Raw genomic sequence first — 25,231 nt, forward strand, 5'->3', positions numbered from 1 at the left:
GGGTACCGGGTGGGGACACCTGTGTCTGCAGCGAGGAGTGACGACCGCTCCGGCGCCTAACGTCTGACGTCTGCCTTCCGCCGCGTGACCTTCGGCGACGCGGCGATCACGAGTCTGTTCAAAACACAGGACCCACAGGGGGGTTGGTGTGTCCCAACGATGACCATCACACGTCTGCAGGCGCTCGGTCATGAGGAACCGCCGCTGCTCGCGCTCGCCCAACGACTCCTCGCAGTCGGCGAGTCGGGGCTCGGGTCGATGCTGCTCCCCGGCGGCGAGGTCTTCGCCTTCACCATGGCCGGGCGGCAAGCCCCCGACGGTTCCTGGACCTTGGAGCGGCGCGGGACCAGCACCCGGTACGCGGCCATCACCGCGCTGGGCACCCGGTTCCTGCCCGAGGACCGCCAGCGCGCGGTGCTGGCGGGACGTACCGCCCAGGAGTTCACGGGTCTGCTGATCGAGTCACTGCCCGCGGTGACCAACCTCGGTGACGCGGCGCTCATCGCCTGGGCCGCCGCCGAGACCGGGCACCCCAAACTGTCCGACGCCCTCGCGCGGGTCGAGGCCCTGGACGAGGAGGGCCGGCCGCAGTACACCGTCGAGGCGGCGTGGGTACTGTCCGCCCTCGCGGCGGCCCGCGACACGGTCGACGTGGAGAGACGTTTCACCGCAGCCCGCGACCGTCTGCTGCGGGCCCGGATCGGCGACAGCCCGCTGTTCCCGCACGCCACCGAGCCCGGTCTGGTGCCCTGGTACCGGGCGCATGTGAGCTGCTTCGCCGACCAGACCTACCCGCTCCAGGCCCTGGCCCGCGCACACGCCAGTGGCGACGGCGACCCGGAGGCGCTGGCCGCGGCCGAGGCGTGCGCGGCACGCATCTGCGAGCTGCAGGGCGACGGCGGGCAGTGGTGGTGGCACTACGACGCGCGGACCGGCGGTGTGGTGGAGGGCTACCCGGTCTACAGCGTCCATCAGCACGCGATGGCACCGACCGCCCTGTTCGATCTCGCCGACGCCGGCGGCACCGACTTCGGCGCGTCGATCCGCAAGGGCCTGCGCTGGATGACGGACGTGCCCGAACTGGCCGGCGCGGAACACCGGGAGCCGTTGATCCTCGACAAGCTGGGCGTCACCTGGCGCAAGGTCTACCGGGGCGATCCGAAGAAGGCCGTACGCGCCGCCCGAGGGCTCGGCACCCGAGTCGCTCCGAACCTCCGGCTGAAGTCCCTGGACCGGGTGTACCGCCCGGTCTCCGTGGACCGCGAATGCCGGCCGTACGAGTTCGGCTGGATGCTCTACGCCTGGCAGGGGGGCCGGATATGAGCGAGCGTCAGTCTCTGTTCGGGATCGAGCTGGACCCGCTGACCATGGACGAGACCGTACAGCGCTGCCTGGAGGCGGTCCGGGACGGCAGACAGCTCGAGGTCGGGGTGGTCAACGCCGCCAAGCTGGTGAACATGCGGCGCGACCCCCGGCTCGCCCGGGCCGTGGCCGGCTGCGATCTCGTCGTCGCCGACGGACAGGCCGTGGTCTGGGCCGGCCGGGTCCTGCGCGCCCCGTTACCGGAACGGGTGGCCGGGATCGACCTGTTCCTGCGGCTGCTCGCCGAGGCGGAATCGGCGGGCATGTCCGTGTACTTCCTCGGCGCCAAACAGGACGTGCTGGAGGAGATGCTGCGCCGGGTCGCCGACCGCTTCCCCGGCCTGAAGGTGGCCGGCAGCCGCAACGGCTACTTCGACGACTCCCAGCAGGAGACCGTGGCGGACGCGATCGCCCGCAGCGGCGCCCAGATGCTGTTCCTCGGCATGACCTCGCCGAAGAAGGAGATCTTCACCGCCGCCTACGGCGCACGCACCGGCGCCCGCGTCGTGCACGGAGTCGGAGGCTCCTTCGACATCCTGGCCGGAGTCACCAAGCGGGCCCCCGAGACCTGGCAGCGGTGGGGACTCGAATGGCTCTACCGCGCGCTCCAGGAGCCGCGCCGCCTGGGCCGGCGCTATCTCACCACCAATGCTGCCTTCCTCGTCATGACGGCGCGCGAGTTCATCCGGCTCACCCCGTCGCCCGCTTCCGCGAACAGGAGTCACTGATGCGCGTCGTCGTGGTCGGACAGGGATACGTCGGCCTGCCACTGGCCATCCGCGCCGCCGAGGTCGGACACGAGGTGATCGGCTACGACGTCGACGCCCGGCGGATCAAGAGCCTTTCCGCCGGTGAGTCCTTCGTCGAGGACGTCTCATCCGAGCGGATCCGCGCGGCACTGGACCGCGGTACCTACCGCCCGAGCGAGTCGGCCCGCGACTGCGGCGGTTTCGACATCGCCGTCGTGACCGTCCCGACCCCGCTGCACGAGGGCACCCCGGATCTGCGGTACATCAAGGAGTCGGCGGCCACCCTCGCCCGCTACCTTCGCCCGGGAGCCACCGTCGTCCTGGAGTCGACGACCTATCCCGGCACCACCCAGGAGCTGTTCGCCCCGATCCTGGAGGACGGCTCGGGCCTGACCGCGGGCAGGGACTTCCGCCTCGGCTACAGCCCGGAGCGGATCGATCCCGGAAACGCCGTCTGGGGCTTCAAGGAGACCCCGAAGGTCGTCTCCGGCGTCGACGCGGCCTCCCTCAAGGCAGTTCAGGACTTCTACGGCCAACTCGTCGACACCACCGTGCCGGTGGGCTCGCCGAAGGAGGCCGAACTCGCCAAGCTGCTGGAGAACACCTTCCGGCATGTGAACATCGCGCTGGTCAACGAGATCGCGATGTTCGCCCACCACCTGGACATCGACGTCTGGCAGGCCATCGACGCCGCCTCCACCAAGCCGTTCGGCTTTATGAAGTTCACGCCCGGACCGGGCGTCGGCGGCCACTGCCTGCCGATCGACCCCTCGTACCTGTCCTGGCGCGTCCAGCGCGAACTCGGCCAGAGCTTCCGCTTCGTGGAACTGGCCAACGACATCAACAACCACATGCCCGAGTACGTGGCACGCCGCATCAGCGACCTGTTCAACGAGAGACGTCGTTCCGTGAACGGCTCGCGCATCCTGCTGCTCGGCCTGGCGTACAAGAAGAACACCGGTGACGCCCGTGAGTCGCCCGCGCTGCGCATCTCCCAACTGCTGCTCGACATGGGGGCCAAGGTCAAGGCAGCGGATCCGCACGTCGTCGAGAGCCTGCCGGTGGACACCCGGCTGGTGCGGGTCGAACTGACGGCGGAGGAGCTGACGGACTCCGACGTCGTGGTCCTGCTCACCGACCACGACAGCTTCGACTACGAACTCGTCGCCGAACACGCCCCCTTCGTCCTGGACTGCCGTCGGCGGCTGTCGTCCGGACCCACGATCGAGGTGCTCTGACCCATGCCGCGAGTCGTCTGCGTCGCCGGGGCGCGGCCCAACTACATGAAGATCAAACCGGTGATGGACGCCCTGGAACGCCGGGGCGCCGAGGTGGTCCTCGTCCACACCGGCCAGCACTACGACCCGGCCATGAACGACGTGTTCTTCGCCGACCTCGGCATCCGGCCGCCCGACCGCTTCCTCGGGGTCGGCTCGGGCACCCATGCCGAGCAGACCGGACGCGTGATGACCGCGTTCGAGCCACTTGTCGGCGAGGTGTCCCCGGACATCGTCGTCGTGGTCGGCGACATCAACTCCACGCTGGCCTGTGCCCTGGTCACCGCCAAGGCCGGACCGCTGCTGGCGCACGTGGAGGCCGGCCTGCGCAGCCGCGACTGGAGCATGCCGGAGGAGGTCAACCGCGTCGCCACCGACCGGGTCAGCGACTACCTGCTGGCCCCCTCGCCCGACGCCGTCGTGAACCTGCGCGCGGAGGGCTACCGGGACGACCAGATCCATCTCGTCGGCAACGTCATGATCGACACGCTGCTGACCAACCTGGAACGGGCCCGGGCCTCGGACGTCCTCGGCCGATACGGCCTGTCCAGAGGCGAGTTCGGCCTGGTCACCCTGCATCGCCCCGCCAACGTGGACGACCCCGAGGTCCTCGCCGGGCTGCTGAAGGCCCTGGGCGAGATCGCCGACCGCTGCCCGCTCCTGCTGCCCGTGCACCCGCGCGCGGCCGGACGGCTGGCCGACATCGGCGTCCCCGGAGGCGTCCGGCTCGTACCGCCCGCCGGATACCTGGACTTCATCGCCCTGCAGGACGCCGCCCGCCTCGTGCTGACCGACTCGGGCGGCGTACAGGAGGAGACCACCGCGCTGGGCGTGCCGTGTGTGACCCTGCGGGACAACACCGAGCGGCCCATCACCGTCGAGCAGGGCACCAATGTGCTGGCCGGCCGGGATCCGGCGCGGATCGTGTCCACCGTGCACCGGGTGCTGGACGATCCTCCGGCGCCGCGCCGACCCGACCTGTGGGACGGCCGCGCGAGCGACCGTATCGCCGAGGTGCTGCTGGAGGGAGGCACCGCGCGCACCCGGCCGAGACCCACCGACCAGCCGACACCCGTCGACCGAACGTTCCCCATATGATCCGCTTGCAACATATGCTCGTCGAACGTCTGGTCGCGAGGGGGGACCGTCATGGATCTCGCTGAGATCTTCCGGGTCATGCGCAGGCGCTGGTACGTCCTGCTGCCCGGACTGCTGCTGACCGCCGGCCTGATCGTCGGCGTGACCGTGCTGGTTCCGGTCAACTACCAGTCGCAGAGCACGGTGGTCCTGCTGAACTCCCAGAAGGCCACGCTGGCTTACGACGGCAACCCGTTCCTCAGCACCCAGACCTCGCTCACCGGCATGGCCGACAGCCTGGCCCGCAACCTCAACTCCGACGACTCGCTCCGGGAACTCAAGTCCCGTGGCGCCAAGGGCACGTTCGCGGCCAAGCTCGCCGACAACGCGCAGGGGCCGCTGATGTGGCTCACCGTCACCGGCACCGACAGGGCCTCCGTCCTGGCCTCGGACAAGATCCTGACCGCGTATGCCAAGGAGCGGCTGGACCAGTTCCAGCAGCAGCAGTCGGTCGCCCCGAAGGCCATGATCCGTATGACGACGATCGTGCCCCCGCAGAACCCGGTGGCGCAGACCAAGACGCGGATCGAGTACCTGGTCATGGCCGGGGCGCTGGGCCTGGTGGTCACCCTGGTCGCCGCCTTCTACGTGGAGGCGCGCAAGCGGCCGCGCAAGCCCGTGCCGGAGCCGGAGCCGGCGCCGGCGCCGGCGCAGGAGACGACCGCCCCGGTCCCCTCGACCTCCTCGACCGGGGAATCGGTCGTGGAAGAGACGCTCGCCATCCGGCGGCCGCCGAGTTGGTCGCGGTCCGCCGAGGACGAGGACGGTCCGGGCGCCGCAGAGCCCCCAGCGCCACGGCCCGTCATGGCCGGGGCGTCCGCCGCAGAGCCGCTCGACGAGGAGTCGACTCATGGACACCGCCCGCGCACCGGGCAGCGAGACCGGTGAGACGAGCGACGCCCCCGCTCCTCCCCCTCCCGCACCCCCCGCTGCCGCCTCCCTCGGCCGGAAGGTCCGTTCGGCGGCCCGCTGGAGCCTGATCAACACGGTCGTTCTGCGCCTGGGCAACTTCGCGACCGGCATCGTGCTGGCGCGCTTCGCCCTGGGCCCCGCGGAATGGGGCGTGTACGGCATCGCCCAGACCGTGCTGCTGGTCCTGCTGTCCGCGAACGAGCTGGGCGTGGGCCTGGCCATCGTGCGCTGGGAGGGGGACGCACGGCGGTTCGCGCCGACCGTACTGACCCTCAGCACCCTCTCCAGCGGCCTGCTGTACGTGGCGCTGTTCGCGGCGGCCCCGGCGGTGGCCGGCCTGCTCGGCTCGCCGGACGCCGCGGGCGTCCTGCGGGTGATGTGCCTGTGCGTGGTGATCGACGGGGTGGCACAGGTGCCCGGCGGCTTCCTCACCCGTGAGTTCGCCCAGGGCAGGCGGATGATCATCGACGGGCTCAACTTCGTGCTCGCCACCGCGGTGACGCTGCTGCTGGCCTTCGAGGGCTGGGGCGCGATGAGCTTCGCCTGGGGCGCCGTGGCGGGCAACGTCGTGACGCTGATCGGCTGCGGGCTGGCGGCACCGGGCACCCTGAAATTCGGCTGGGACCCCGGGCAGGCCCGGGCGCTGCTGAGGTTCGGGCTTCCGCTGGCCGGGGCGAGCCTGCTGGCCCTGGCGGTGGTCAACGTCGACACCATGGTGGTGGGCGCGACGCTGGGCAACGTGTCCCTGGGCTTCTACGTGCTCGCCTTCAACATCTCCGGCTGGCCCGTGCGGATCATCTCCGAGGCCGCCCGCCGGGTCTCCTTCGCCGGATTCTCCCGCCTGGCCGACTCACCGCAGGCGCTCGCCCAGGGCTTCAGCCGCGCCCTGGGGGTGGTGATCACCGGCACCGTCCCGCTGTGTGTCCTGCTGGCCGGCCTCGCGGAGCCGGCCATCCAACTGATCTACGGAAGCCAGTGGACCCCCGCCGCCGCGGCACTGCCCTGGCTGATGGCCCTCGGCCTGATCCGCATCGGCTCCGAACTCGCCTACGACTGCCTGGTCGCGATCGGACAGCGTCGTTCGCTCTTCCTGGTGCAGGGCCTGTGGCTGGCAGCCCTGGTCCCGGTGCTCCTCGTCACCGCCCGCCTGAACGGCATCGTCGGCGTCTCGCAAGGCCATGTGCTGGTCGCCGGCGGCATGGTGGTGCCCGTGTTCCTGATCGCCCTCAGCCGTGGCGGCATCGGCATCGGCCGGATCGCCAGGGCCTGCGCCTGGCCCTTCCTCGGCGGGGCCGTGATGGCCGCGATCATCCTCGGCCTGCGGGGCCCGTTGGGCGACGGCCGGCTCGCGCTCCTCGCCATCGGCACGATCGCCCTGGCCGGTTACACGGTGTGCGTACTGCCCAGCCGCGACTTCCTGCGCGGCGTCGGCCGCGGCGACCGGCCCCACCGCGGCCGGCACCGGGCGTCCGCACCGGTTCGGTCTACCCAACAGGACATGAGGTGAGCCGGATGTCACGGCGTATCAGCCGGAACTCGCTCGCGTGGCTGATGCTCGCGGCCTTACTCGCGGTCGTGGGCTCGGCCTGCTCGGGATCGGACCGGGCCGCGGCGCCGGACTGCCCGGACGACGCGCTGACCTGCCCTGCGAGCGGGTCCTCGGCGGCACCGAGCGCCGGCCCGTCGACCTCGGCCGGCGAGACGACCGGGAGCCCCGCCGCCTCCCCGTCCCCGACGGGGAAGCCCACCGCGACGACCGGTACGAGCGGCGCGTCCGAGAAACCCGCGGCCAAGAACGCGTGCGCCTCTCCCAGCGCCTGCGGCTTCCCCGACGCCCGCACCACCGGCCCCCGCATCCCCCTCAAGCCCCACAAGACCGGCTACATGGCCGTCCGTAAGAACGGGCTCGTCATCCGGGGCTGGGACATCACCGGCTCGCTCGACATCTACGCGAACGACGTCACGGTCATCGACACCAGGATCACCTCGGACAGCTGGTGGGGCATCAACCTGCGCCCGGGGTACAGCGGCCTGCGGATCCTGCACACCACCATCACCGCCGTACCCGGCAAGGGGCCGGACAACGGCGGCGTGGACTACGCGGTGTCGAACATGGGGACCAGCTCCATCGAGGTCGGCTGGTGCGACGTCTCGGTGTTCGGCGACGCCCTGGCCATGGGCCAGGGCAACCTGCACGACAACTACGTGCACGACATCGCCCCGTTCATCAACAAGGGCGGCGAGTGGCAGCACACCAACGCGGTGATCAGCAGCGGCGGCAACACCGGCCACCTGATCATCCGCCACAACACCCTGCTCAACCCGACGAGCCTCAAGCAGGGGGCCTCGGGAAGCATCGGCCTGTTCGCGGACACCGGAGTGGTCCGCAACGTCACCGTCGACCACAACTGGATCGCCGGCGGCGCGTACGCCCTCTACGGCGGTGACACGGGCGCCACCGGGATCACGGTCACGAACAACGTCTTCTCGACGCAGTACCACCCCGCCTCCGGCGGCTACGGCACGGTCGCCCACTGGAACGCGGGCGGCGCCGGGAACGTGTGGCGGAACAACCGGATGTCCGACGGCCGCCCCGTCCAGCCGGAGCCGGCCTCGTGAGCGGGGCGATCACGCGCCGTGTCGCGCGGGCGCCCTGGACGCTGCTCAAGGGGGTGTTCGGCTGGCTGGTGCTCTTCGAGGCCAGGAACAAGGTCCTGCTGGCCCCCACCGCGGTGCGGCTGCGCCGGATCGAGGACGCCGAGACCCGACGGCTGGCCGCCGGTCTGCCGTCGCCGCCCTCGGCGCTGGTCGCCACGGTGATCGCCACCCACCGACGTCCCGAGGCGCTGCGTGCCGCGGTGCGCTCGGCCCTGGACCAGACCGTTCGCGACCAGGTCGTCATCGTGGTCGACGACGGCGCCGGACTACCCGAACTCCCTGACGACCCCCGGCTGTTCGCCGTATCGCTGGCACGCAACACCGGCATGGCGGGCGTCGTGCGCAACGTGGGCATCCGCCTCACCCGCTCGCGGTACGTGGCGTTCCTGGACGACGACAACCTGTGGGAACCCGACCATCTGGAACGGACGTTGGCGGTCCTGGAGTCCCCCGACGGACCCGACGGCGTCTACACGGCACTGCGTCGCGTCCTGCCCGACGGCAGCGAGAAGGACGTCCTGTCGGTGCCCTACGACCGGCGCCGGGCCGCCCGCGAGGCCTTCCTGGACACCAACGCCTTCGTCGCCCGCCGCACCCGCTCCCTGCACTTCAGCCGCCTGCGCAGGACGCCGGAGGTGCTGCCCCGGGAGGACTGGGAGCTGATCCGCCGGTACGGCCGCAGGCACCGGGTGCGCCATGTGCCGCACCCCACCGTCCGGTACCTGATGAACCCGGCCAGCTTCTACACGCAATGGCGACAGCCCAGTTGAGGCTTGCTCCCGCCCTTTCCGCTCCGACCTCAGGTGGTTGATCCGATGCCCCGCTCCCGCGCCCTCAGAAACAGATTCGTCGACGCGCCAGGCTCGCTGGGCGAACGACTCCGCATCGCCCGCTGGGAGCGGTTCCGACGCTGCTTCCCCGGCATCGAGAACATGAGCGTGGTGGACCTGGGCGGGACGGCCGAGATGTGGCTGCGCGCACCGGTGCGCGCCAAGCATGTCCACCTGATCAACCTGGAGGCACACCCCGCCGAACTGCCCGACTGGATCACCGCGGAGAACGCCGACGTCACCGATCCGGCGGTCGCCGCCGAACTGAGCAGCCACGGCGGCTACGACCTGGTGTTCTCCAACTCGACCATCGAGCACGTCGGCGGGCACAGCCAGCGGCAGAAGTTCGTCTCGGCCGTCGAGCAACTGGCGCCGCTGCACTGGATCCAGACGCCCTACCGCTACTTCCCCGTCGAGCCGCACTTCGTGGCGCCCGGCTTCCAGTTCCTGCCCCTGAACGCCAGGGCACGTCTGGTACGGCACTGGCCGCTCGTCCACAGCCGGCCCGACAGCCCGGAGTCGGCGATGAACGCCGTGATCAACATCGAGCTGCTGACGCGCGCCGAGATGCGCTACCTGTTCCCCCGGTCGGCGCTCCTCAGCGAGCGGGTGCTCGGTGCCCCGAAGTCGCTCATAGCCGTGAGAACGGAGCCCGCATGCTGAACAACCTGATCAACAGACATGACGCGGACCGGCTGCTGCGCAAGGTGCGGAAGCTGGACCTGGACCCGGTGCTGGCCAAGCTGCGGGTGCGCGGGGGCGCCCGGGTCGTCCAGCACTGGTCGCAGGTCGACCCGTCGCTCACCGAGTGGTGGGCGATACCGGCGGTCATCAAGCGCTGGAACCTGCTGATGACCGGCGACGCGGACACGTCGTTTCCCGAGTACGTGGCCGCCAAGCACTTCGCGCCGCACACCGATCTGCGCGGTCTGTCGCTGGGGTGCGGCACCGGCGGGAACGAGCTGCTGTGGGCGAAGACCGGCGCGTTCGGCCTCCTGGAGGGCGTGGACGTGGCGCCCGAGCGGATCGACTTCGCCACCCGGGCCGCCGCCGAGAACGGCCTCGCCGACGTCCTGCGCTTCCGGGTGACCGACGTCAACCAGATGACGAGCGACGGGGAACGCTTCGACGTCCTGCTGGGCCTGCAGTCGCTGCACCACTTCGACAACCTCGACGAGACTCTGCCGCGCCTCGCCCAACTGATCGAGCCGGGCGGGACGTTCGTGATCGACGAGTTCGTCGGACCCACCCGGTTCCAGTGGACCGACGGTCAACTGGACGCGGCGAACACACTGCTGGCCCGGCTCCCCGAAGAGCGGCGGCGCCTGGCCGACGGCCGGATCAAGCGCCGTGTCGTGCGACCCAGCAGGCTGTCGATGGTGCTGGACGATCCCTCGGAGGCGGTCGACGCGGCGGCGCTGCTGCCGGGCCTGCGGCGCCATTTCGAGGTGGTCGAGGAACGGCCGTACGGGGGCACGGTGCTGCACATCGCGTTCTCCGGCATCGCGCACAACTTCCGTGACCAGGAGCCGGAGACGCTGGCCCTGCTGGAGCGGTGCTTCGCCGCGGAGGACGCGGCCCTGCCGGAGGTGGGGCACGACTTCATCGCCATGGTCTGCCGACCACGGAGTGCGAGCTAGTACTACTCCGTTCGCTTATGGGGGTCTTGGGGGGTTCATGAATGCAGTTGAGGTCACCGACAGATCGGACAGACCCGCCAGAACGCAGTCCGACGGATCGAGGCTCCCCTCGCTGACGGGGCTCCGGTTCGTCGCCGCCTTCCTCGTCTTCTGCTTCCACATCTCGATATCGGGGCTGTTGGCCCCGTCGTCGACGCAGCACGCGTTCGCTCGCACGGCGGGTGCCGGCGCTGTAGGCGTCTCGTTCTTCTTCGTCCTCAGTGGCTTCGTCCTGACGTGGTCGGCACGGCAGGGCGACACCGCTCGCGCCTTCTGGCGGCGTCGAGCGGCGAAGATCTACCCGAACTACGTCGTAGCCTTCGTCATCTCCGTCGTCGGGCTGTACGCGACCGGCCACGCCGTCGGGTTCCTCGTCGGAGCGGCGAACCTGGGGCTCGTTCAGGCGTGGTGGCCCGACCCGGGCGTCTACTTCGGCGCGAACTCGGTCAGTTGGTCGCTCGCGTGCGAGGCGTTCTTCTACGCCCTCTTCCCGGCGCTGCTGCCCGTGTTGAACCGCATCCGTCCGGAGCGGCTGTGGGCGAGCGCCACGGCGTGTGTGGCGGCCGTGTTCGCGGTGCCCGTGGTGGCGACGCTGCTGCCTGCCGAGCGGCACTACTGGTTCGTCTACATCTTCCCGCCGGTCCGCTTGCTGGAGTTCGTGCTCGGGATGCTGATGGCGCTCATCGTGAAGAGCGGGCGTTGGCCGCGGGTTCCTGTGTGGTCCGTCGGAGCACTGCTCGTCGTCGCGTATGCCGTGACGCCGTACTTCCCGCCGGACGCGGAAACGTCGGCCGTCACCGTGATCCCGTTCGCGGTGCTCATCCCCGCCGTGGCTGTCGCCGACGTCGAGGGGAAGCGGAGTCTGTGGCGGAGCCGGTCCGCGGTGTGGCTGGGAGAGATCTCCTTCGCCTTCTATCTGATCCACCAGTCGGTGATCGTGGATCTGATGCGGGGGCTCGACGCCCAGGGTTCGGCTCCGGCCAAGGCATGGACGCTCACCGTCGGAGCACTCGCCCTGTCAGTGGCGCTCGCGGGGCTCATGCACCGGTTCGTCGAGGTGCCCGTGATGCGGCGACTCGGACGCCGGAAGACGCGCCCCTGAAGTCACGGCCCCGGCGTGGCGCGCAGGGCGCCCGGTCTGGCGAGGGCGGCGGCGGCCGCTCGGCTGGCCGGGCGGCCGAGCGCGGCGCGTGATGTCTCCCGGAGCAGGACGGCGGTGCGGAAGGCGGCCGTGGCGAGGGGGCCGTGCCGGCGCCGGTACAGACGGACACGGTTGAGGGTGAGCAGCGTCCACAGCCGGGGCGACACCTGGGAGTCGCCCCCCAGGTGAACGGCCTCGGCCGTCGGCTCCAACTGCGTGCCGTATCCCCGGTCCCGCGCCCGCAGGCAGTACTCGGTCTCCTCCGAGTAGAGGAAGAAGGACTCGTCCCAGGGACCGCAGGCGGCCAGGCAGTCCCCCGAGATGGCCATGAGCGCGCCGGTCGCCCAGTCCGCGCGCGTGGGCCGCCGATACGCGGCGGGGTCGGTGACCATCTCGCTCAGGACCGGGAAGCGCCCGGCCCGGGTGTTGCCGATCACGGCCTCGCCGAGGGCCCGGAGCACGCTCGACTCGCGGCGCAGCGAGTGATGGGGCGTGTCCCTGCCTTCTTCGTACAGAAGGGGTACGGCGATCCCGACTCCGTCCCCGAGGCCGTCGACGAGACGTTTGGCGCAGCCCTGCCGCATCCGGATGTCGGGGTTGCAGATGAGCGCGGCCCCGTACGCACCGGCCGCACCCAGTGCCGCGTTGACCCCGGCCGCGTACCCGGCGTTGCGGCCGGTCTGGACGACGGTGGCGTCGGGGGCCAGCGCCCGCAGGACCTCGACGGTGTCGTCGGCGGAGTCGTTGTCGGCGACGACGAGCCGCCAGTCGAGGCCGGCCATGCCGTCGGGAAGCGCGGCGAGGAACCCGGGGAGCACCGAGGCGCTGTTCCAGGTGACGACGATGACGGCGACGGGGTTCATCGGGACTCCGCGAGTTGGGGGAGCTGGGCTTCGGCTGTCTTACGGGGGGCGGGGACCTCTGCGGGTACCGCGGCGGCGGCCTCGCGGCGGATGAAGCCGAGGTAGCTGCCGCCGGCGCCCAGGGTCAGGAAGAACATCCCGGCGTACATGGGGAAGCTGAGCGCGTCGAAGGTGGCGCTGATGACCAGGGCGACCAGGGCCGAGGCGAGGAAGGCCTGCCCCAGCTCCCGGTCCGACTCGGTGCGGGCGAGCCGGCGGATGGCACCGCCTTGGTGTATCCCGGTGACGAACAGGACGAGCAGCGCGACCAGCCCCACGGCACCCGTCTCGGCCAGGGTCAGCATGTACTGGTTGTCCGTGAAGAAGTACAGGTCGGGGGTGAAGGTGCCGAATCCCCGTCCGGACCAGGGGCGTTCGCTGAGGTAGGGGACGATCGCGCTGTACTTCACCGTGCGCGCCTGGGTGCTGCTGTCGGAGTTGGACAGGAAGCTGGCGAACAGGTCGGTGATGGTTCCGATCAGCCCGGGAATGATCACCTTGAAGCCGGCCACCGAGCCCAGGATGATTCCGAGCGCGGCCCAGCGCCGCTGCGGCTTCCAGCGGGGCACCATCACCAGGATCACGATGAAGACACCGATGATGGACGTCCTGGACACCGTCAGCGGAAGAGCGCCCGCCATGATCGCCACCGGGGCCCAGCGGCGCAGCGCGCCGGCGTGCCGGCGCACCGGGTCGAACGCCTGGTGGACGGCGAAGGGAACCAGGATGGCCAGCATCCCCCCGAACTCCAGCGGATGGGCCGTGGTGGAGCGCGGCCGGGTGAACGAGCCGCGGTCCATGGCGCTCATCCCGGCGGTGCTCGAGTGCAGGCCGGGGATGTGGATGGAGTCGGCGATGTTGGTCGCGGCGAAGAAGTCGTAGTAGCCGATCAGGGCGACCACCGTGCCCAGGACGACGAGCCGGCGCATCAGGGTCTCCAGCCGGCTGCGCTCCTGGATGCCGGCCGAGGCCAGCACCACCAGCGCCACCCACACCCCGAGTCCGATCAGCCCCCGGTCGGCCCCGAGGACCTCCTCGTGCGAGCTCTCGCGGGTCGCGGCCGCGAGGTACGACAGCAGCACCGCCGCGGCGAGCACGCACATCGCCACGCGCGGCAGCCTGGTGCCCGGCGCCGGCAGGATGCGGCCGCCCAGCCAGGTCGCGAGGTACCAGAGAAGTCCCAGCAGGGCGAAGACGTTGGCCGGGGTGCCCACGCCGCCCAGCGCGGGCAGGGTGAGGTTCGACGGGACGAAGAAGGCCAGCACCAGATAGCCGGTGAGGATCGTCGTCGCGTCCAGTCTCCGCACCAGCAGGCCCTTGGGCCGCTCGGGGGGCCGGGCGCGATGGCGCCGGGGCACGTATCCGGCCAGGGCGCGTCCCCGGCGGCGGACCACCGCGACACCCTCGGCCAGGATGGACAGCAGGAACGCGCTGACCACCCCGACGATGACGACCGCCGCGATGCCCTGGTACCGGCCCTTCGACTGCGAGACCGGTGTCTGCGGCAGGACGACCGGCGCGGTCTGTACCGCGTACACCGCCGGCACCTTGGAGGCGGCCTGCAGGGCCTTCAGCTGCTCCCCGGTGAACTTGGTGAGGGTGGTGGTCTCCCGGAGCACCTTCGCCCGGTCGGTTCCGGTGACGCTCAGGGTGAGCAGCGGGCTGTCGGCCTGCGGCGCGAAACCGACCGTGTACTGGTCCGTGACGCCGCGGGAGTGCAGTTCCTTGGCCGAGTCGCTGGACTGGAGCGTCCTGATGAGCACGTCGGCCGTGACGACCAGCGAACCGCCCGCGTTCGACAGGGGGTTGCCGAAGGTCGGCGCCAGATCGGCGATCGCCGTGGAGTCGAGGAGCGTGACGGAACTCTGCGACTCGTAGGACACCGGGATGGTCCGGTACAGATACCCGCCCGCGAGAACACTGAGCAGCGTGAGGGGCACCATGAAGTACCAGCGCCTGCGCATGATGGCCAAGAGGTCGGCAAGGCTCACGAGAACTCCCATTTGGTGGCGGCTCGTCCCGGCGCCTGCGAGGATCGGTGGCGACGGAAGGAATCCCTGTGTCGCCTCGTGACGTCGCCGAAGCGCTGCTCCGCCGCTGGTACGTTCTGTTGCTCGCGCTCGTGCTGACGGCCGGCGGAGCCTACCGAGTGCTGCACCCCGCACCGCAGTACCTGAGTTCGGCGGTCGTCGTCCTCAAACCGCCCGTGACGGGCAACCAGCCGAACCAGCTGACGAATCTCCAACCGCCGCTCGCCACCCTCTCGTACGGGGTCATCCAGCAGCTCGAGTCGCCCGCCGGGCGCAAGGAGCTGGACTCCGTGGGCGTGCACGGGACGTACCAGCTGATCCCGCGCAACAGCGGAACCAGCGCGACGCCGCGCTATCTGATCCCCTCGGTGCAGGTGCAGGCGCAGCGGTCCGGCGCCGTGGAGGCCGACACGGCGGTCCGCCGGGTCATCGAGGTCTACACCCAGCACGTGACGGCCCTGCAGGACGCCCAGGGGATCGCGCCCGCGTCGCGGATCAGCGCATCCGTCCTGGTCGCCCCGAGCGCCGCCCCGGTGCAGGGCACCAGGTCCCGCGCACTGGCCGGTACGGCACTGCTGGGCGGCACCGCCGGGATCCTGGGCGCCCTGTGGCTCGACCGGTACGCGCTGCGGCGCAGGAAGCGCAAGGACGGCTCCCCGGACCCGGTCCGCCGCACCGCCGGGATTCCGGTGGCCGGCTGAGCTGAACTGATCACGCATCAGATACCGCGGCGCTTCCACGACTCCCACCACAGCCACTCCCGTCCGCGCTCGGCCACGGCCGACCACACCAGGGGCTGCAGATACGGCATGGCCTTCGGTCCGATGCGTCTGCGCAGCCGCAGCGCGCGGTACTCGGGCAGCGCCGCGTATCCGGGCAGGCACTCCTCGGCGAACGCCACGCACTCCTCGACCGGTACGACTTCGGTGCGGCCCCGGTCGTAGGCCCGGTAGGCCCGGCGCAGCGCGTAGCGGGCGAGGCGGGTGTGGACCTGGTCGGCCAGGCGGTCGGCGTGGGGCAGCCTGTCGCCGCACTTGACGAGCACGGAGTCGAAGGCGACGAGGCGTTGGCGCAGGTCGTCGAGCTGGCCGCCGAAGTCGACGGTGGACATGTTCTTACCGTGGACGCGATAGAAGGCCTGGTCGGCCCCGCGGATGTAGCCGACGTCGGCGTGGGCGGCGAGCCGCATCCACATCTCGATGTCGCCGGCGTGCGGAAGGGCGGGGTCGTAGCCGCCGACCTTGCGCTGGAGGCCGGTGCGCACGACGACTTCCGGCGAGGTGATGCAGCCGGTGCCCTCGCGGAAGCGGCGCTCCAGCCACCACTGGCCGGAGTAGACGAGCGAGCCGGTGCTCTGGGTACGGGCCTTGGGCAGCGGGCCGCCGTGCTGGAAGCGCAGGGGGCGCCCATAGGCGAACCCCGCCTCGGGATGGGCGTCCAGGAGCGCGGCGGCCCGCACCAGCGCGCCCGGGACCAGCCGGTCGTCGGCGGACAGGAGGGCCACGTAGTCGCCGTCGGCCCATTCCAGCAGGCCTTCGTTGTACGTGGCGATGTGGCCCTTGTTGGTTTCGTGGACGTGGACCTCGATGCGCGGGTCGGCGGCGGCCAGCTTGAGCGCGACCTCCGCCGAGTCGTCGGGCGAGGCGTCGTCGATGATGAGTACCCGGACGTCAACGCCCTCCTGCTCGTCCAGGACGCTGCTCACGCAGTCGGCGAGGAAATGGCCGTACTTGTAGCAGGGGATCACAACACTGACGGTGCTCATCTGATGGGGGCAGCCAATCCCCGGTGGTGGTCTCCCGCGAGTTCGTGGGAGACCACCACCGGTGGGTTCCGGTCGGTCAGTTCTTCTTCTTGTGGACGGTTGTCTTGCTGGTCAGCGTCCAGCTGGGGGACTTCACCGGGTGCCGGTGCCTGTCCTTGGCCGTGACCGTGATCTTGAACCGGGTGCCGTCCGGCAACGGGGCGGACAGATGGACGGACACCTTGTGGGTGGCCCGGTCGTACGAGACGACGGCCGTGACGTGGAGCTTCCTGGCGGCCTTGGAGCCCCGCAGGATGGTCACGGTCGCCTTGACGGACGACACCTTGGCGTCGGCGGGCAGGCTCGTGACGAGCGGGCTGCCCGCATCGGCGGTGTGCGTCAGCAGGGACGTCGTCACCTCCGAGGAGGTGGCCGTCGTCAGCTGTGCGCTGGGATCGTCGGCGGTGAAGACGGGGCCGACCCAGTAGTTCGCGGATCCGTAGGAACCGTTGGGGAAGGCCGGGTCGGTGCCGTACTTGTAGAGCCCGTTGTGGTGCGTGGTGGTGTCGGCCGTGGCCGTCAGCGGGTAGGACTTGTGGGCCGCCGCGAAGTAGCCGCCGTCCACCGCGTAGTTGCCGTGCGGCGCGTGGTAGGAGACGACGTACGGGGTGTCGGCGGTGATCGCCACCGGAGTGGCGAAGGTCAGCGTCTGCCAGCCGGAGGCCGTCTCGCCCGTGAAGGTGCCGCTGGCGAGCAGCGTGCCGCCGTCGGTCCACAGGCTGCCGGTGTGGGTGCCCGTGTTGCCGGTGCCTTTGTAGAAGGTGACACCGGTGACCCAGCCGGCCGCCGAGGACGTGAACCGGGTGCCCAGCTCCACGGAGTTGGGATCAGCGCTCATGTCGGTGTTGGCCGGCACGGCGGAGGAACTCCACAGCGCGCAGGGGCAGGTGACCGAGGGCGGGGTGGAACTGGTGGTGAAGGACCAGGTCACCGGGTTCGCCATGGCGTTGCCCCACACGTCGGAGGCCTGGACGGACGCGGTGTACGTGGTGTGCAGCTCCAGCTCCGTCGACGGCGTGAAGGTCGCCTTGTTCGACGCGGGGAAGGTGACGGCCCCCGGCACGGTGTTGCCGTCCGGGTCCTTCAGGGTGAACGTCACGCTGTCGGTGTCGACGGCCGAGCTGAAGGTGGCCGACACCGGTGCCGTGATCGCCGCGACGGTCGCCCCGGACGTCGGGGAGGTCGAGGAGACGGTGGGCGGCGTCGTGGAGGCCGTCGAGGTGTCCAGCACCACGTCGACCCAGTAGTTGCTGCCGGAGGACGCCGAGGACGGGAAGGCGCTGGTCGAGCCGTAGTGGTAGACGCCGTTGCCGCCGTCGGTGCCGGTCTTCAGGGCCGTCAGCGGAGCCAGTCCGGCGTCGCTGCCCGCGAAGGTGCTGTCGTAGGAGTATCCGCCGTTGGGGGCGAAGTACGAGGCGACATAGGTGGTGTTGGCCTTGACGGTCACCGGGGTGGAGAAGTTCAGCTGCTGCCAGCCGGAGGCCGTCTCGCCGGTGAAGGTACCGGTGGCCAGGCGGGCGCCGGAGGCGGACCACAGGCTGCCGATGTGGGTGCCGGTGTTGGCGGGCGACTTGTAGAAGCGGACGCCGGTGATCGAACCGGCGACCGTGGTACGGAACTTGACACCCAGCTCCACCGAGCCGCCGTCGCCGGCGTTGACGGTGCCGGGCACGGCAGAGGCCGGCCAGATGGTGCAGGGGCACGCCTGGGGACCGACGGTCAGCGGGACGGTGGTGACGGCGCCGATGTTGACGCTGTCGTCGACCGCGCGGACCTTGATGGACGCGGAACCCGGGGTCGTGGGCGTCCAGCTGTAGCTCCAGGACGCAAGTCCCTTGGCGGCCTGCCAGGTCGATCCGCCGTCGGTGGACACCTCCACGCGGGCCACCACTCCCCCACCGGAGTCGGTGGCGGTGCCGCTGATGGTGACCGGCTTCAGCGCCGGGACGGTGGCCCCGGAGGCCGGGCTGGTCACGGTGACGGACGGGCCGGTGGTGTCGGTGGAGGCGGTGGCGGCGACGAGGTTGCTCTGCAGGGTCTTCGGCTGGGCCCCCATGTCGGCCAGGACGTTCACCGTCGCCTGCTGCATACGGGAGTCCTCGGTGACCACCGTGTCATCGGGATTGTAGGTGGGCACGTTGGTCAGACCCCACGACCACTGCACGGTCCCGGTCCCGAACACCAGGGCCCCGGAGTCCTGGTCGCGGAACTCGACGAGATTGTGCGTCGCCGTGCCGTTGCCGTACAGGTTCCCCCAGTCCAGACGGTACGTGCCGTCGGTGATGTCCACCGTCGTGGACGACACGTCGATCTCCCCGGCGGGCCTGGTGCTGTTGTCGAGGTCGCTGTCCCACTCGTAACCGAGCGTGCCGGTCGGGAAGGTCGCGGTCTGGCCGGCGGTGAGGTTGGCGATGGAGGTGTTGCGCCAGATCCGGTTCTTGCCGTACGAGCCGGGGACGGTGATCGCGTCGCTGCGGTAGCCGTTCGCCTGGAACATGGAGCCGGTGAGGATGTTCGGCGGCTGGTAGGTCTGGCCGTAGTTGGTGCTGGCCGGATCCATCCAGGTGCCGGTCCAGGTGCCGCTGGGGTCGGCGATGCCGTTGTTGAACGCCATCTTGGTCATCTTGTAGCAGGCGAGGGTGCGGTCGGCCGTGTTCGTGCCGTCGATGCTGGGGGCGAGCCGGGTCTTCCAGAAGACCTCGTTGCCGCTGAAGAAGCCCTCCCGCACGCCGGCCTTCCGCGCCGCCAGGACGTTGGAGTACTGGCTCTGGGTCCAGTACTCGTCATGGCCGGACGACATGTACACCTTGTGCTTCTTCAGCAGGGTGGCGCCGTTCGACGACGACACGTCCACGCCGGACGTGTAGCTGACGTCGTAGCCGTTGCGCTCCAGCCAGGACAGCATCATGAACTCGGAGCCGTAGATGCCGTTGTCGCCGCCGATGTCCAGCGGCCGGTTGTAGCTGACCTCGTAGGCGCGGCCGTCCGGAGCGGGCCCGGTGCCGCCGTACAGGTCCTGGCCGCCGTAGTCGTTGTACGCCTGCCAGGTCTGGTCGCTGGTCTGTACGACGATGTCGGAGGTGCTGGAGTCGTTGCGGACGACGAAGGGGTACGGCATCAGGCCGTCGCCGTTGGTCTGCGTGATGTTCGCGATGTACAGGCCGGACACGGCGTCGCTGGGCACGGTCCAGGTCGCCGTCACCGGCCAGTTGCCGCAGTCGACCAGGCCGGTGCTGCTCTTGGTGGTGCAACTGGCGGGCTTGGATATGAAGTTGGCCGGGTAGGTCACGGCCGCCTGGGCAGCGGTCGACATCTGACGCGCGCCGTCGCCGCCGTACCAGCCCAGCCGGTAGATCTGGATGTTGTACGAGACAGGCGACTGGACCTTGAACTGGACGGTGTCACCGGCCTGGACGCTTTCCTTGGTGGTGAAGCCCTTGATGTCACCGTAGGCGTTGGGCGAGAACCATTCGGACTTGGGGCTGCCCGTCTTGGAGTTCTCGCAGACGACCGGGTTCGAGCCGGAACCGCACGGATCGGACGCCGCCTGGGCGGACCCGGCCAGCGGGAGCACCGCCAGTATCAATGCTGCTGCGACGGCGAGGCGCCCGCCCCGGATCCGTCTGCTCCATTTTTTCATGTGTACCTCTCAGCGGTGCTGTGCTGGACCGACCCGTGAAGTCGGGGTGGAGCGGTGATGCTGGGGACCGGTCAGCCGCGGAGCGCCTCGGCGAGCGTGTCCACGACCCGCTGCTGCTGGTCGGGGGTGATCTGCGGGTAGAGCGGAAGCGACAGGATCCGGTCCGCCGCCTTCTCGGCGTTCGGGAAGTCGCCCCGGACGTGGCCGAGATGGCGGTACGCCGGCGTGAGGTGGACCGGTGCGGGATAGTGCACCCCGGCGCCGATGCCCTCGGCGTTGAGTTTGCCGACGATGTCGTCGCGGTCGGCGTCGGCGACCTGGACGACGTACAGGTGCCAGACGTGGACGTTGCCGGCCGCCGCCGTCGGGAGCACGACCCGGCCGGCGGCCGCCAGGTCGGCGAGCAGCGCGTCGTAGCGGGCCGCGGCCGCACGCCGGGCCGCGTTGCCGTCCGCCAGCCGCGCCAGCTTGGCCCGCAGGACGACGGCCTGCAGCCCGTCCAGGCGGCTGTTGAACCCGGGTACGTCGTGGCGGTACTTGGCGACGCCGCCGTGGTTCGCGATGGCGCGCACCAGGCCGGCCAGCTCCACGTCGTCGGTCAGCACCGCACCCGCGTCGCCGTAGGCACCCAGGTTCTTGCCCGGGTAGAAGCTGGTGGCCGCGATACCGCCGCTGCCCGGTGTACGGCCGTCGCGGGTCGCGCCCTGGCACTGGGCGGCGTCCTCCACGATGCGTACGCCGTCGGGCAGTCGGGCGGCCAGTTCCGTCACCTCGGCCAACTGCCCGTAGAGGTGCACGGGTACGACCGCGCGGGTGGCCGGGCCGACCGCGTCCAGGGCGGCCTGGGGGTCGAGCAGGTAGGTGTCGGGCAGGCAGTCCGCCAGGACCGGGCGGGCGCCGATTCTGGCGACCGCGCCGGCGGTCGCGATGAAGGTGTTGGCGGGCACCACGACCTCGTCGCCGGGGCCGACCCCGCTCGCGCGCAGGGCGAGTTCGACGGCGTCGGTGCCGTTGGCGACGCCCACGCAGTGCGCGACGCCGCCGAAGTCGGCGTACTCCCGCTCGAACTGGCGGACCTCTTCGCCGCCGATGAACGCGGTGTGGGCCAGGACCCGTTCGAATCCGGCCCGTACGTCGTCGGCGACTTCCTCGTGGGCCGCCTTGAGGTCCACGAGCGGAATCTGGTTCATGTCAGCGGTCCCCCCACTGTTCGCGACGCGAGTTCTGTTCGCGAGGCAAGTTCGTCGAGCGCGGGCGCGTCCGCCGCGCGCAGCCGTCGGGCCGGGCTCCCCACCCAGACCTCGCCCGGCGGTACGTCGCCGAGCACGGCGCTCCCCATGCCGATCAGCGACCAGGCGCCGACCGTCGTGGCCTCCCTGACCAGGGCCCCGGAGCCCACGTAGGCACCCCGTTCCAGCCGCGCTCCCCCGCCCAGGCGCACGCCGGAGGCGATCGTCGCGTAGTCCTCGACCACGTCGTCATGGGTGAGGACGACCTGCGGCATCACCGCGACATGCGCGCCCACCCGCACGGCGGCGGTCAGGACGCAGTGCGCGAGCAGGACCGAGCCGGGGCCGACCTCGGAGGTCGCCGACACCGCCGCCGTCGGGTGGATCACGGTGGCGTAGCGGTCCGCGGGCAGGCCGAGTCTGCGGACCAGACGGGCGCGGGCCGCGTAGTCCCTCGGGTTGCCCACGCAGATCACCACCCGGGCCTCGGGCACGTCGTGGACCAGGTCGCAGCCGCCGAGGACGGGTACGCCGTCCACCTCGGTGCCGTGCAGGGCGGGGTTGTCGTCCAGGTGCCCGAGCAGCTTGAACTCGCCCGCGTCCGCTACGGCCTGGGCGGTCTCCCGGGCGAAGCCGCCCGCGCCGATGATCACAAGTTCGTTCATCTACGGGCCTGTTCGCGCAGGGCTGCCACGACGCGGTCCTGCTGGGCCTCGGTCATGGTGTGGAACAGCGGCAGGATCAGCGAGTCGCGGGTGAGGTGCTCGGTGACCGGCAGCGGAGCGCGGGGGTGGTCCGCGTAGGCGGGTTCGAAGTGCGCGGCCATGATCCCGCGCCGGGCGGAGACGCCGGCCTCGGCGAGCGCGGCGAGCAGGTCGTCCCGGCCGACGGGGAAGTCCTCGTCCAGGAGCACCCAGTAGGACTGGAAGTTGCTCTGCCCGTGCGCGGGGTCGCGTACGGGGGTGAGGCCTGGGACGTCGTGCAGCGACGCGTCGTAGCGGGCCGCCAGTTCACGGCGGCGGGCGATCATCGCGTCGAGTTTCCCGAGCTGGACCAGGCCGATGGCGGCCTGGACGTCGGTCATCCGGTAGTTGAAGCCGACCTCCAGGTAGCTCTCCAGGACCGGCTTGTTGCTCGCATGGCGCTCGGCCGCCGAGGCGTTCATCCCGTGCTCGCGCAGCCGGCGCAGGCGGGCCGCCCACGCGGCGTCGTCGGTGGTGACCATGCCGCCCTCGCCCGTGGTGACGAGCTTGCGGGGGTGGAAGGACCAGGCGGCGATCAGCGCGCCGTGCCCCACCGGCTTGCCGCCGACCGTCGAGCCGATGGCGCAGGCCGCGTCCTCGACCAGGGGCAGGTCCCACTCGGCGCAGGCGGCGCGCAGGCTGTGCACGTCGGCCGGCACGCCGCCCTGGTGGACGGCGAGGACGGCCTTGGTGCGGGGGGTGCGGACCGCGTCCACGGTGGCCGTGGTCAGGTTGCCGGTGGCCGCGTCGACGTCGGCGAACACGGGCTCGGCACCGACGTAGCGCACGGCGTTGGCGGTGGCGATGAACGAGAGCGAGGGCACCACGACCTCGTCGCCGGGCCCGAGCCCGAGGGCGACGAGCGACAGGTGCAGGGCGGTGGTGCACGAGCTGACCGCGATGCCGTGCTCGGCGCCCACCCGCTCCGCGAAGGCCCGCTCGAACTCGGCGACCCGGGGCCCCTGGGCGACCCACCCGGACAGCACCGCGTCGGAGGCGGCCCTGGCCTCCTCCTCGCCGAGCCAGGGGATCATCACCGGGATGCGGTCGGTGCTCACTTGGCCGCCTCCCGCTCCGCGCGCCACCACTCGACCAGGTCCCGCAGACCGGTGCGCAGGTCGATCCGCGCCTCGAACCCGAGCCGCTCGGCGGCCTGCGAGGTGTCCGCGAGCCGCCGTACCACCGAGTTCACGGTGCGGGCGGGCCCGTGCTCCGGCTCCAGGCCCTGTGCCCCCATCGCCTCCAGCAGGCCCTCGGCGAGCTCCTTCAGCGAGGTCTCCGTACCGTTGGCGATGTTGAACACCTCGTCGGTGAGATCCGACTCGGCCGCCAGCACATTGGCCCTGGCGATGTCCCTGACGTCGACGAAGTCCATGGTCTGCGTGCCGTCGCCGAGGATCAGCGGCGGCTCGCCCGCCTCGATGCGCTCCATCCAGCGGATGAGCACCTCGGTGTAGAGACCGTGGATGTCCATCCGGGGGCCGTAGACGTTGAAGTAGCGCAACGCCACATAGTCCAGTCCGTACATGGCGTGGAAGCTGCGCAGCATGCCCTCGTTGAAGGCCTTCGCCGCGCCGTAGAAGGTGTCGTTGTTGTACGGGTGGTGGCGCTCGGTCGTCGGGAAGGTCTCGGCCATGCCGTAGACGGACGCCGAGGACGAGGCGATCACCTTGGCCACCCCGGCCTCGGCCGCCGCCTCCAGCACGTTGAAGGTGCCGTCGACCAGGACCTCGTTGGCGAGCCGCGGCTCCTCCGCGCACTGGGTGATGCGTATCGCGGCGAGATGGAACACCAGGTCGGCGCCCTCGGTGACCTTCCGTACGGTGGCGGCGTCCCGGATGTCGCCCTCGACGACCTCCACGACGCCGCTGGGCAGGGCCTGGGCGAGGTTGGCCCGCCGCCCGCGCACGAAGTTGTCGAGTACGACGATCTCGCGGGCGCCGCCCTCGGCCAGGAGGTCGACGAGGTTGGAGCCGATGGTGCCCGCTCCCCCGGTGACCAGGATCTTCTTCCCTCGTACGCTGCTCAACTGCCTTGCCCTCTCAGTGAATTGACTTCGCTCAACGCCCGGCCCGCAGGCCGACGACCGCGCCCTTGAATTCCAGGCTCCGGGACGCCGCCTCGAGAATGTCCAGCACCCTGAGGCCCGCCCGGCCGTCGGTCAGCGGCGCCCGGCGCTCCCTGATCGCGCCGGCGAACTCCTCGACCATGCTGCGCAGCGCTTCCTTCTCGCCGATCGCGGGGGCGACCATGTCCCCGGAGCGGTACGAGACGAGCATCTCCCGGCGCTCGTCCGCGCCGATCTCCTGCGGCGCGGCCAGGTCCACGCCCCGGTCGTAGATCGCCACCCGCTGCACGGGGTTGAGGTCGTCCCAGATCAGGGTGCGTTTGGCGCCGCCCACCATGGTGGTCCGTACCTTGGTCGGTGACAGCCAGTTGACGTGCACGTGGGCGATGGCCCCCGTGTTGAGCTGGAGCGTCAGATAGGCCACGCAGGCCTGTCCCGCGCCGATCGGGTCGGCCCCGTGGGCGGCGACGGCGACCGGCTCGACGTTGTCGGGGAGGATGAAGTCCAGGATCGACAGATCGTGCGGGGCCAGGTCCCACATCACGTCGATGTCCTTCTGGACGAGCCCGAGGTTGATGCGGACCGAGTCGACGAAGTGGATCTCTCCGAGTTCACCGGAGCGGACCAGCTCGCGAATGCGGCCCACGGCGGGTGTGTAGCAGTAGGTGTGATCGCACATCAGGGTGAGCCCGCGCTCCTCCGCCTCGGTCACCAGGCGCATCCCGTCGGTGTAGGTCGCCGCGAGCGGCTTCTCCACGAGGACGTGCTTGCCGGCGCGCAGGGCGGCCAGGGCGATGTCGAGGTGGGTCCCGGCGGGCGTGGCCACGGCGACGGCGGCCACGGAGGGGTCGGCGAGGACGGCCGCGTAGTCCGAGGTGGCCTGGACCGTCGAGTAGCCGCCTAGGACCCGCTGGGCCCGGTCCACATCGAGGTCGCACAGCCAGCGCAGCCGGAACTGGTCACTGCCCTGGAAGTTGCGTACGAGGTTGGGGCCCCAGTAGCCCGCCCCGACGACCGCGACCCCCAACGGCTCTGTGGTCTGCGCCACTTGACTCCTCTTCCCTCGGTCC

Annotated in this window: 21 protein-coding genes; 12 read left to right on the top strand and 9 right to left on the bottom strand. The window is 70.7% G+C overall.

Annotation, left to right across the window (positions count from 1 at the left end):
• Positions 1-159: 159 nt before the first annotated feature.
• From CRP49_RS41125 to CRP49_RS41175, 11 genes are read left to right on the top strand one after another with little or no spacing between them, the layout of a single operon-like run.
• Positions 160-1,323: a hypothetical protein gene (locus CRP49_RS41125; protein WP_097258467.1), complete on the top strand. Its 1,164-nt coding sequence runs from the start codon at positions 160-162 to the stop codon at positions 1,321-1,323.
• A complete protein-coding gene (locus CRP49_RS41130; protein ID WP_097258468.1) occupies positions 1,320-2,090 on the top strand; it encodes a WecB/TagA/CpsF family glycosyltransferase in 771 nt (256 codons plus the stop codon). Before CRP49_RS41125 ends, CRP49_RS41130 begins: the two co-directional genes overlap by 4 nt.
• Complete coding sequence (locus CRP49_RS41135; protein WP_097258469.1) at positions 2,090-3,349, top strand: nucleotide sugar dehydrogenase; 1,260 nt, start codon at positions 2,090-2,092, stop codon at positions 3,347-3,349. Before CRP49_RS41130 ends, CRP49_RS41135 begins: the two co-directional genes overlap by 1 nt.
• A gap of 3 nt (positions 3,350-3,352) precedes the next feature.
• A complete protein-coding gene (gene wecB, locus CRP49_RS41140; RefSeq protein ID WP_097258470.1) occupies positions 3,353-4,486 on the top strand; it encodes a non-hydrolyzing UDP-N-acetylglucosamine 2-epimerase in 1,134 nt (377 codons plus the stop codon).
• A 51-nt stretch (positions 4,487-4,537) separates the two neighbouring features.
• Positions 4,538-5,413, top strand: a complete 876-nt coding sequence (locus CRP49_RS41145; protein ID WP_097258471.1) for a chain length determinant protein — start codon at positions 4,538-4,540, stop codon at positions 5,411-5,413.
• Positions 5,376-6,944 carry an oligosaccharide flippase family protein gene (locus CRP49_RS41150; RefSeq protein ID WP_097258472.1) on the top strand — a complete coding sequence of 523 codons (1,569 nt, stop codon included), beginning with the start codon at positions 5,376-5,378 and terminating at the stop codon, positions 6,942-6,944. The genes CRP49_RS41145 and CRP49_RS41150 overlap by 38 nt, the downstream gene beginning before the upstream one ends.
• A gap of 5 nt (positions 6,945-6,949) precedes the next feature.
• Positions 6,950-8,056: a hypothetical protein gene (locus tag CRP49_RS41155; protein WP_257033805.1), complete on the top strand. Its 1,107-nt coding sequence runs from the start codon at positions 6,950-6,952 to the stop codon at positions 8,054-8,056.
• Positions 8,053-8,865, top strand: a complete 813-nt coding sequence (locus CRP49_RS41160) for a glycosyltransferase family 2 protein (RefSeq protein ID WP_097258474.1) — start codon at positions 8,053-8,055, stop codon at positions 8,863-8,865. The genes CRP49_RS41155 and CRP49_RS41160 overlap by 4 nt, the downstream gene beginning before the upstream one ends.
• A gap of 45 nt (positions 8,866-8,910) precedes the next feature.
• Entirely contained in the window at positions 8,911-9,588 is a 678-nt protein-coding gene (locus CRP49_RS41165) for a hypothetical protein (RefSeq protein ID WP_097258475.1), read from the top strand.
• Complete coding sequence (locus CRP49_RS41170) at positions 9,582-10,565, top strand: class I SAM-dependent methyltransferase (protein ID WP_097258476.1); 984 nt, start codon at positions 9,582-9,584, stop codon at positions 10,563-10,565. The genes CRP49_RS41165 and CRP49_RS41170 overlap by 7 nt, the downstream gene beginning before the upstream one ends.
• 37 nt (positions 10,566-10,602) lie before the next feature.
• The gene (locus tag CRP49_RS41175) at positions 10,603-11,706 is read left to right on the top strand and encodes an acyltransferase (protein ID WP_097258477.1); all 1,104 of its coding nucleotides are present in this window, start codon (positions 10,603-10,605) and stop codon (positions 11,704-11,706) included.
• A gap of 2 nt (positions 11,707-11,708) precedes the next feature.
• Here the strand turns inward: CRP49_RS41175 and CRP49_RS41180 are convergent, their stop codons facing one another.
• Complete coding sequence (locus CRP49_RS41180; RefSeq protein ID WP_097258478.1) at positions 11,709-12,608, bottom strand: glycosyltransferase family 2 protein; 900 nt, start codon at positions 12,606-12,608, stop codon at positions 11,709-11,711.
• Positions 12,605-14,638 (bottom strand): O-antigen ligase family protein, encoded by a 2,034-nt coding sequence (locus CRP49_RS41185; protein ID WP_097259304.1) that lies wholly within the window; start codon positions 14,636-14,638, stop codon positions 12,605-12,607. Before CRP49_RS41185 ends, CRP49_RS41180 begins: the two co-directional genes overlap by 4 nt.
• Before the next feature lie 68 nt (positions 14,639-14,706).
• Here CRP49_RS41185 and CRP49_RS41190 point away from each other — a divergent pair, with 68 nt between their 5' ends.
• Positions 14,707-15,378, top strand: coding sequence for a hypothetical protein (locus CRP49_RS41190; RefSeq protein WP_097258479.1), 672 nt, complete (start codon positions 14,707-14,709; stop codon positions 15,376-15,378).
• A 17-nt stretch (positions 15,379-15,395) separates the two neighbouring features.
• Here the strand turns inward: CRP49_RS41190 and CRP49_RS41195 are convergent, their stop codons facing one another.
• From CRP49_RS41195 to CRP49_RS41225, 7 genes are all read right to left on the bottom strand, one after another.
• On the bottom strand, positions 15,396-16,442 hold the full coding sequence (locus CRP49_RS41195; RefSeq protein ID WP_097258480.1) for a glycosyltransferase: 1,047 nt from the start codon (positions 16,440-16,442) through the stop codon (positions 15,396-15,398).
• 76 nt (positions 16,443-16,518) lie between these two features.
• The gene (locus tag CRP49_RS41200) at positions 16,519-20,121 is read right to left on the bottom strand and encodes a DUF4082 domain-containing protein (protein ID WP_097258481.1); all 3,603 of its coding nucleotides are present in this window, start codon (positions 20,119-20,121) and stop codon (positions 16,519-16,521) included.
• 71 nt (positions 20,122-20,192) lie between these two features.
• Positions 20,193-21,311: a DegT/DnrJ/EryC1/StrS aminotransferase family protein gene (locus tag CRP49_RS41205; RefSeq protein WP_097258482.1), complete on the bottom strand. Its 1,119-nt coding sequence runs from the start codon at positions 21,309-21,311 to the stop codon at positions 20,193-20,195.
• Positions 21,308-22,015, bottom strand: coding sequence for an acetyltransferase (locus tag CRP49_RS41210; RefSeq protein WP_097258483.1), 708 nt, complete (start codon positions 22,013-22,015; stop codon positions 21,308-21,310). Before CRP49_RS41210 ends, CRP49_RS41205 begins: the two co-directional genes overlap by 4 nt.
• Positions 22,012-23,151, bottom strand: a complete 1,140-nt coding sequence (locus CRP49_RS41215; RefSeq protein ID WP_097258484.1) for a DegT/DnrJ/EryC1/StrS aminotransferase family protein — start codon at positions 23,149-23,151, stop codon at positions 22,012-22,014. Before CRP49_RS41215 ends, CRP49_RS41210 begins: the two co-directional genes overlap by 4 nt.
• Positions 23,148-24,122, bottom strand: coding sequence for an SDR family NAD(P)-dependent oxidoreductase (locus tag CRP49_RS41220; RefSeq protein ID WP_097258485.1), 975 nt, complete (start codon positions 24,120-24,122; stop codon positions 23,148-23,150). Before CRP49_RS41220 ends, CRP49_RS41215 begins: the two co-directional genes overlap by 4 nt.
• 31 nt (positions 24,123-24,153) lie before the next feature.
• Positions 24,154-25,209, bottom strand: coding sequence for a Gfo/Idh/MocA family protein (locus tag CRP49_RS41225; protein ID WP_218893019.1), 1,056 nt, complete (start codon positions 25,207-25,209; stop codon positions 24,154-24,156).
• Positions 25,210-25,231: the final 22 nt, after the last annotated feature.

It is taken from the genome of Streptomyces sp. Ag109_G2-15 (assembly GCF_900215565.1).
In the GTDB taxonomy this organism is placed as follows: Bacteria; Actinomycetota; Actinomycetes; order Streptomycetales; family Streptomycetaceae; genus Streptomyces; species Streptomyces diastatochromogenes.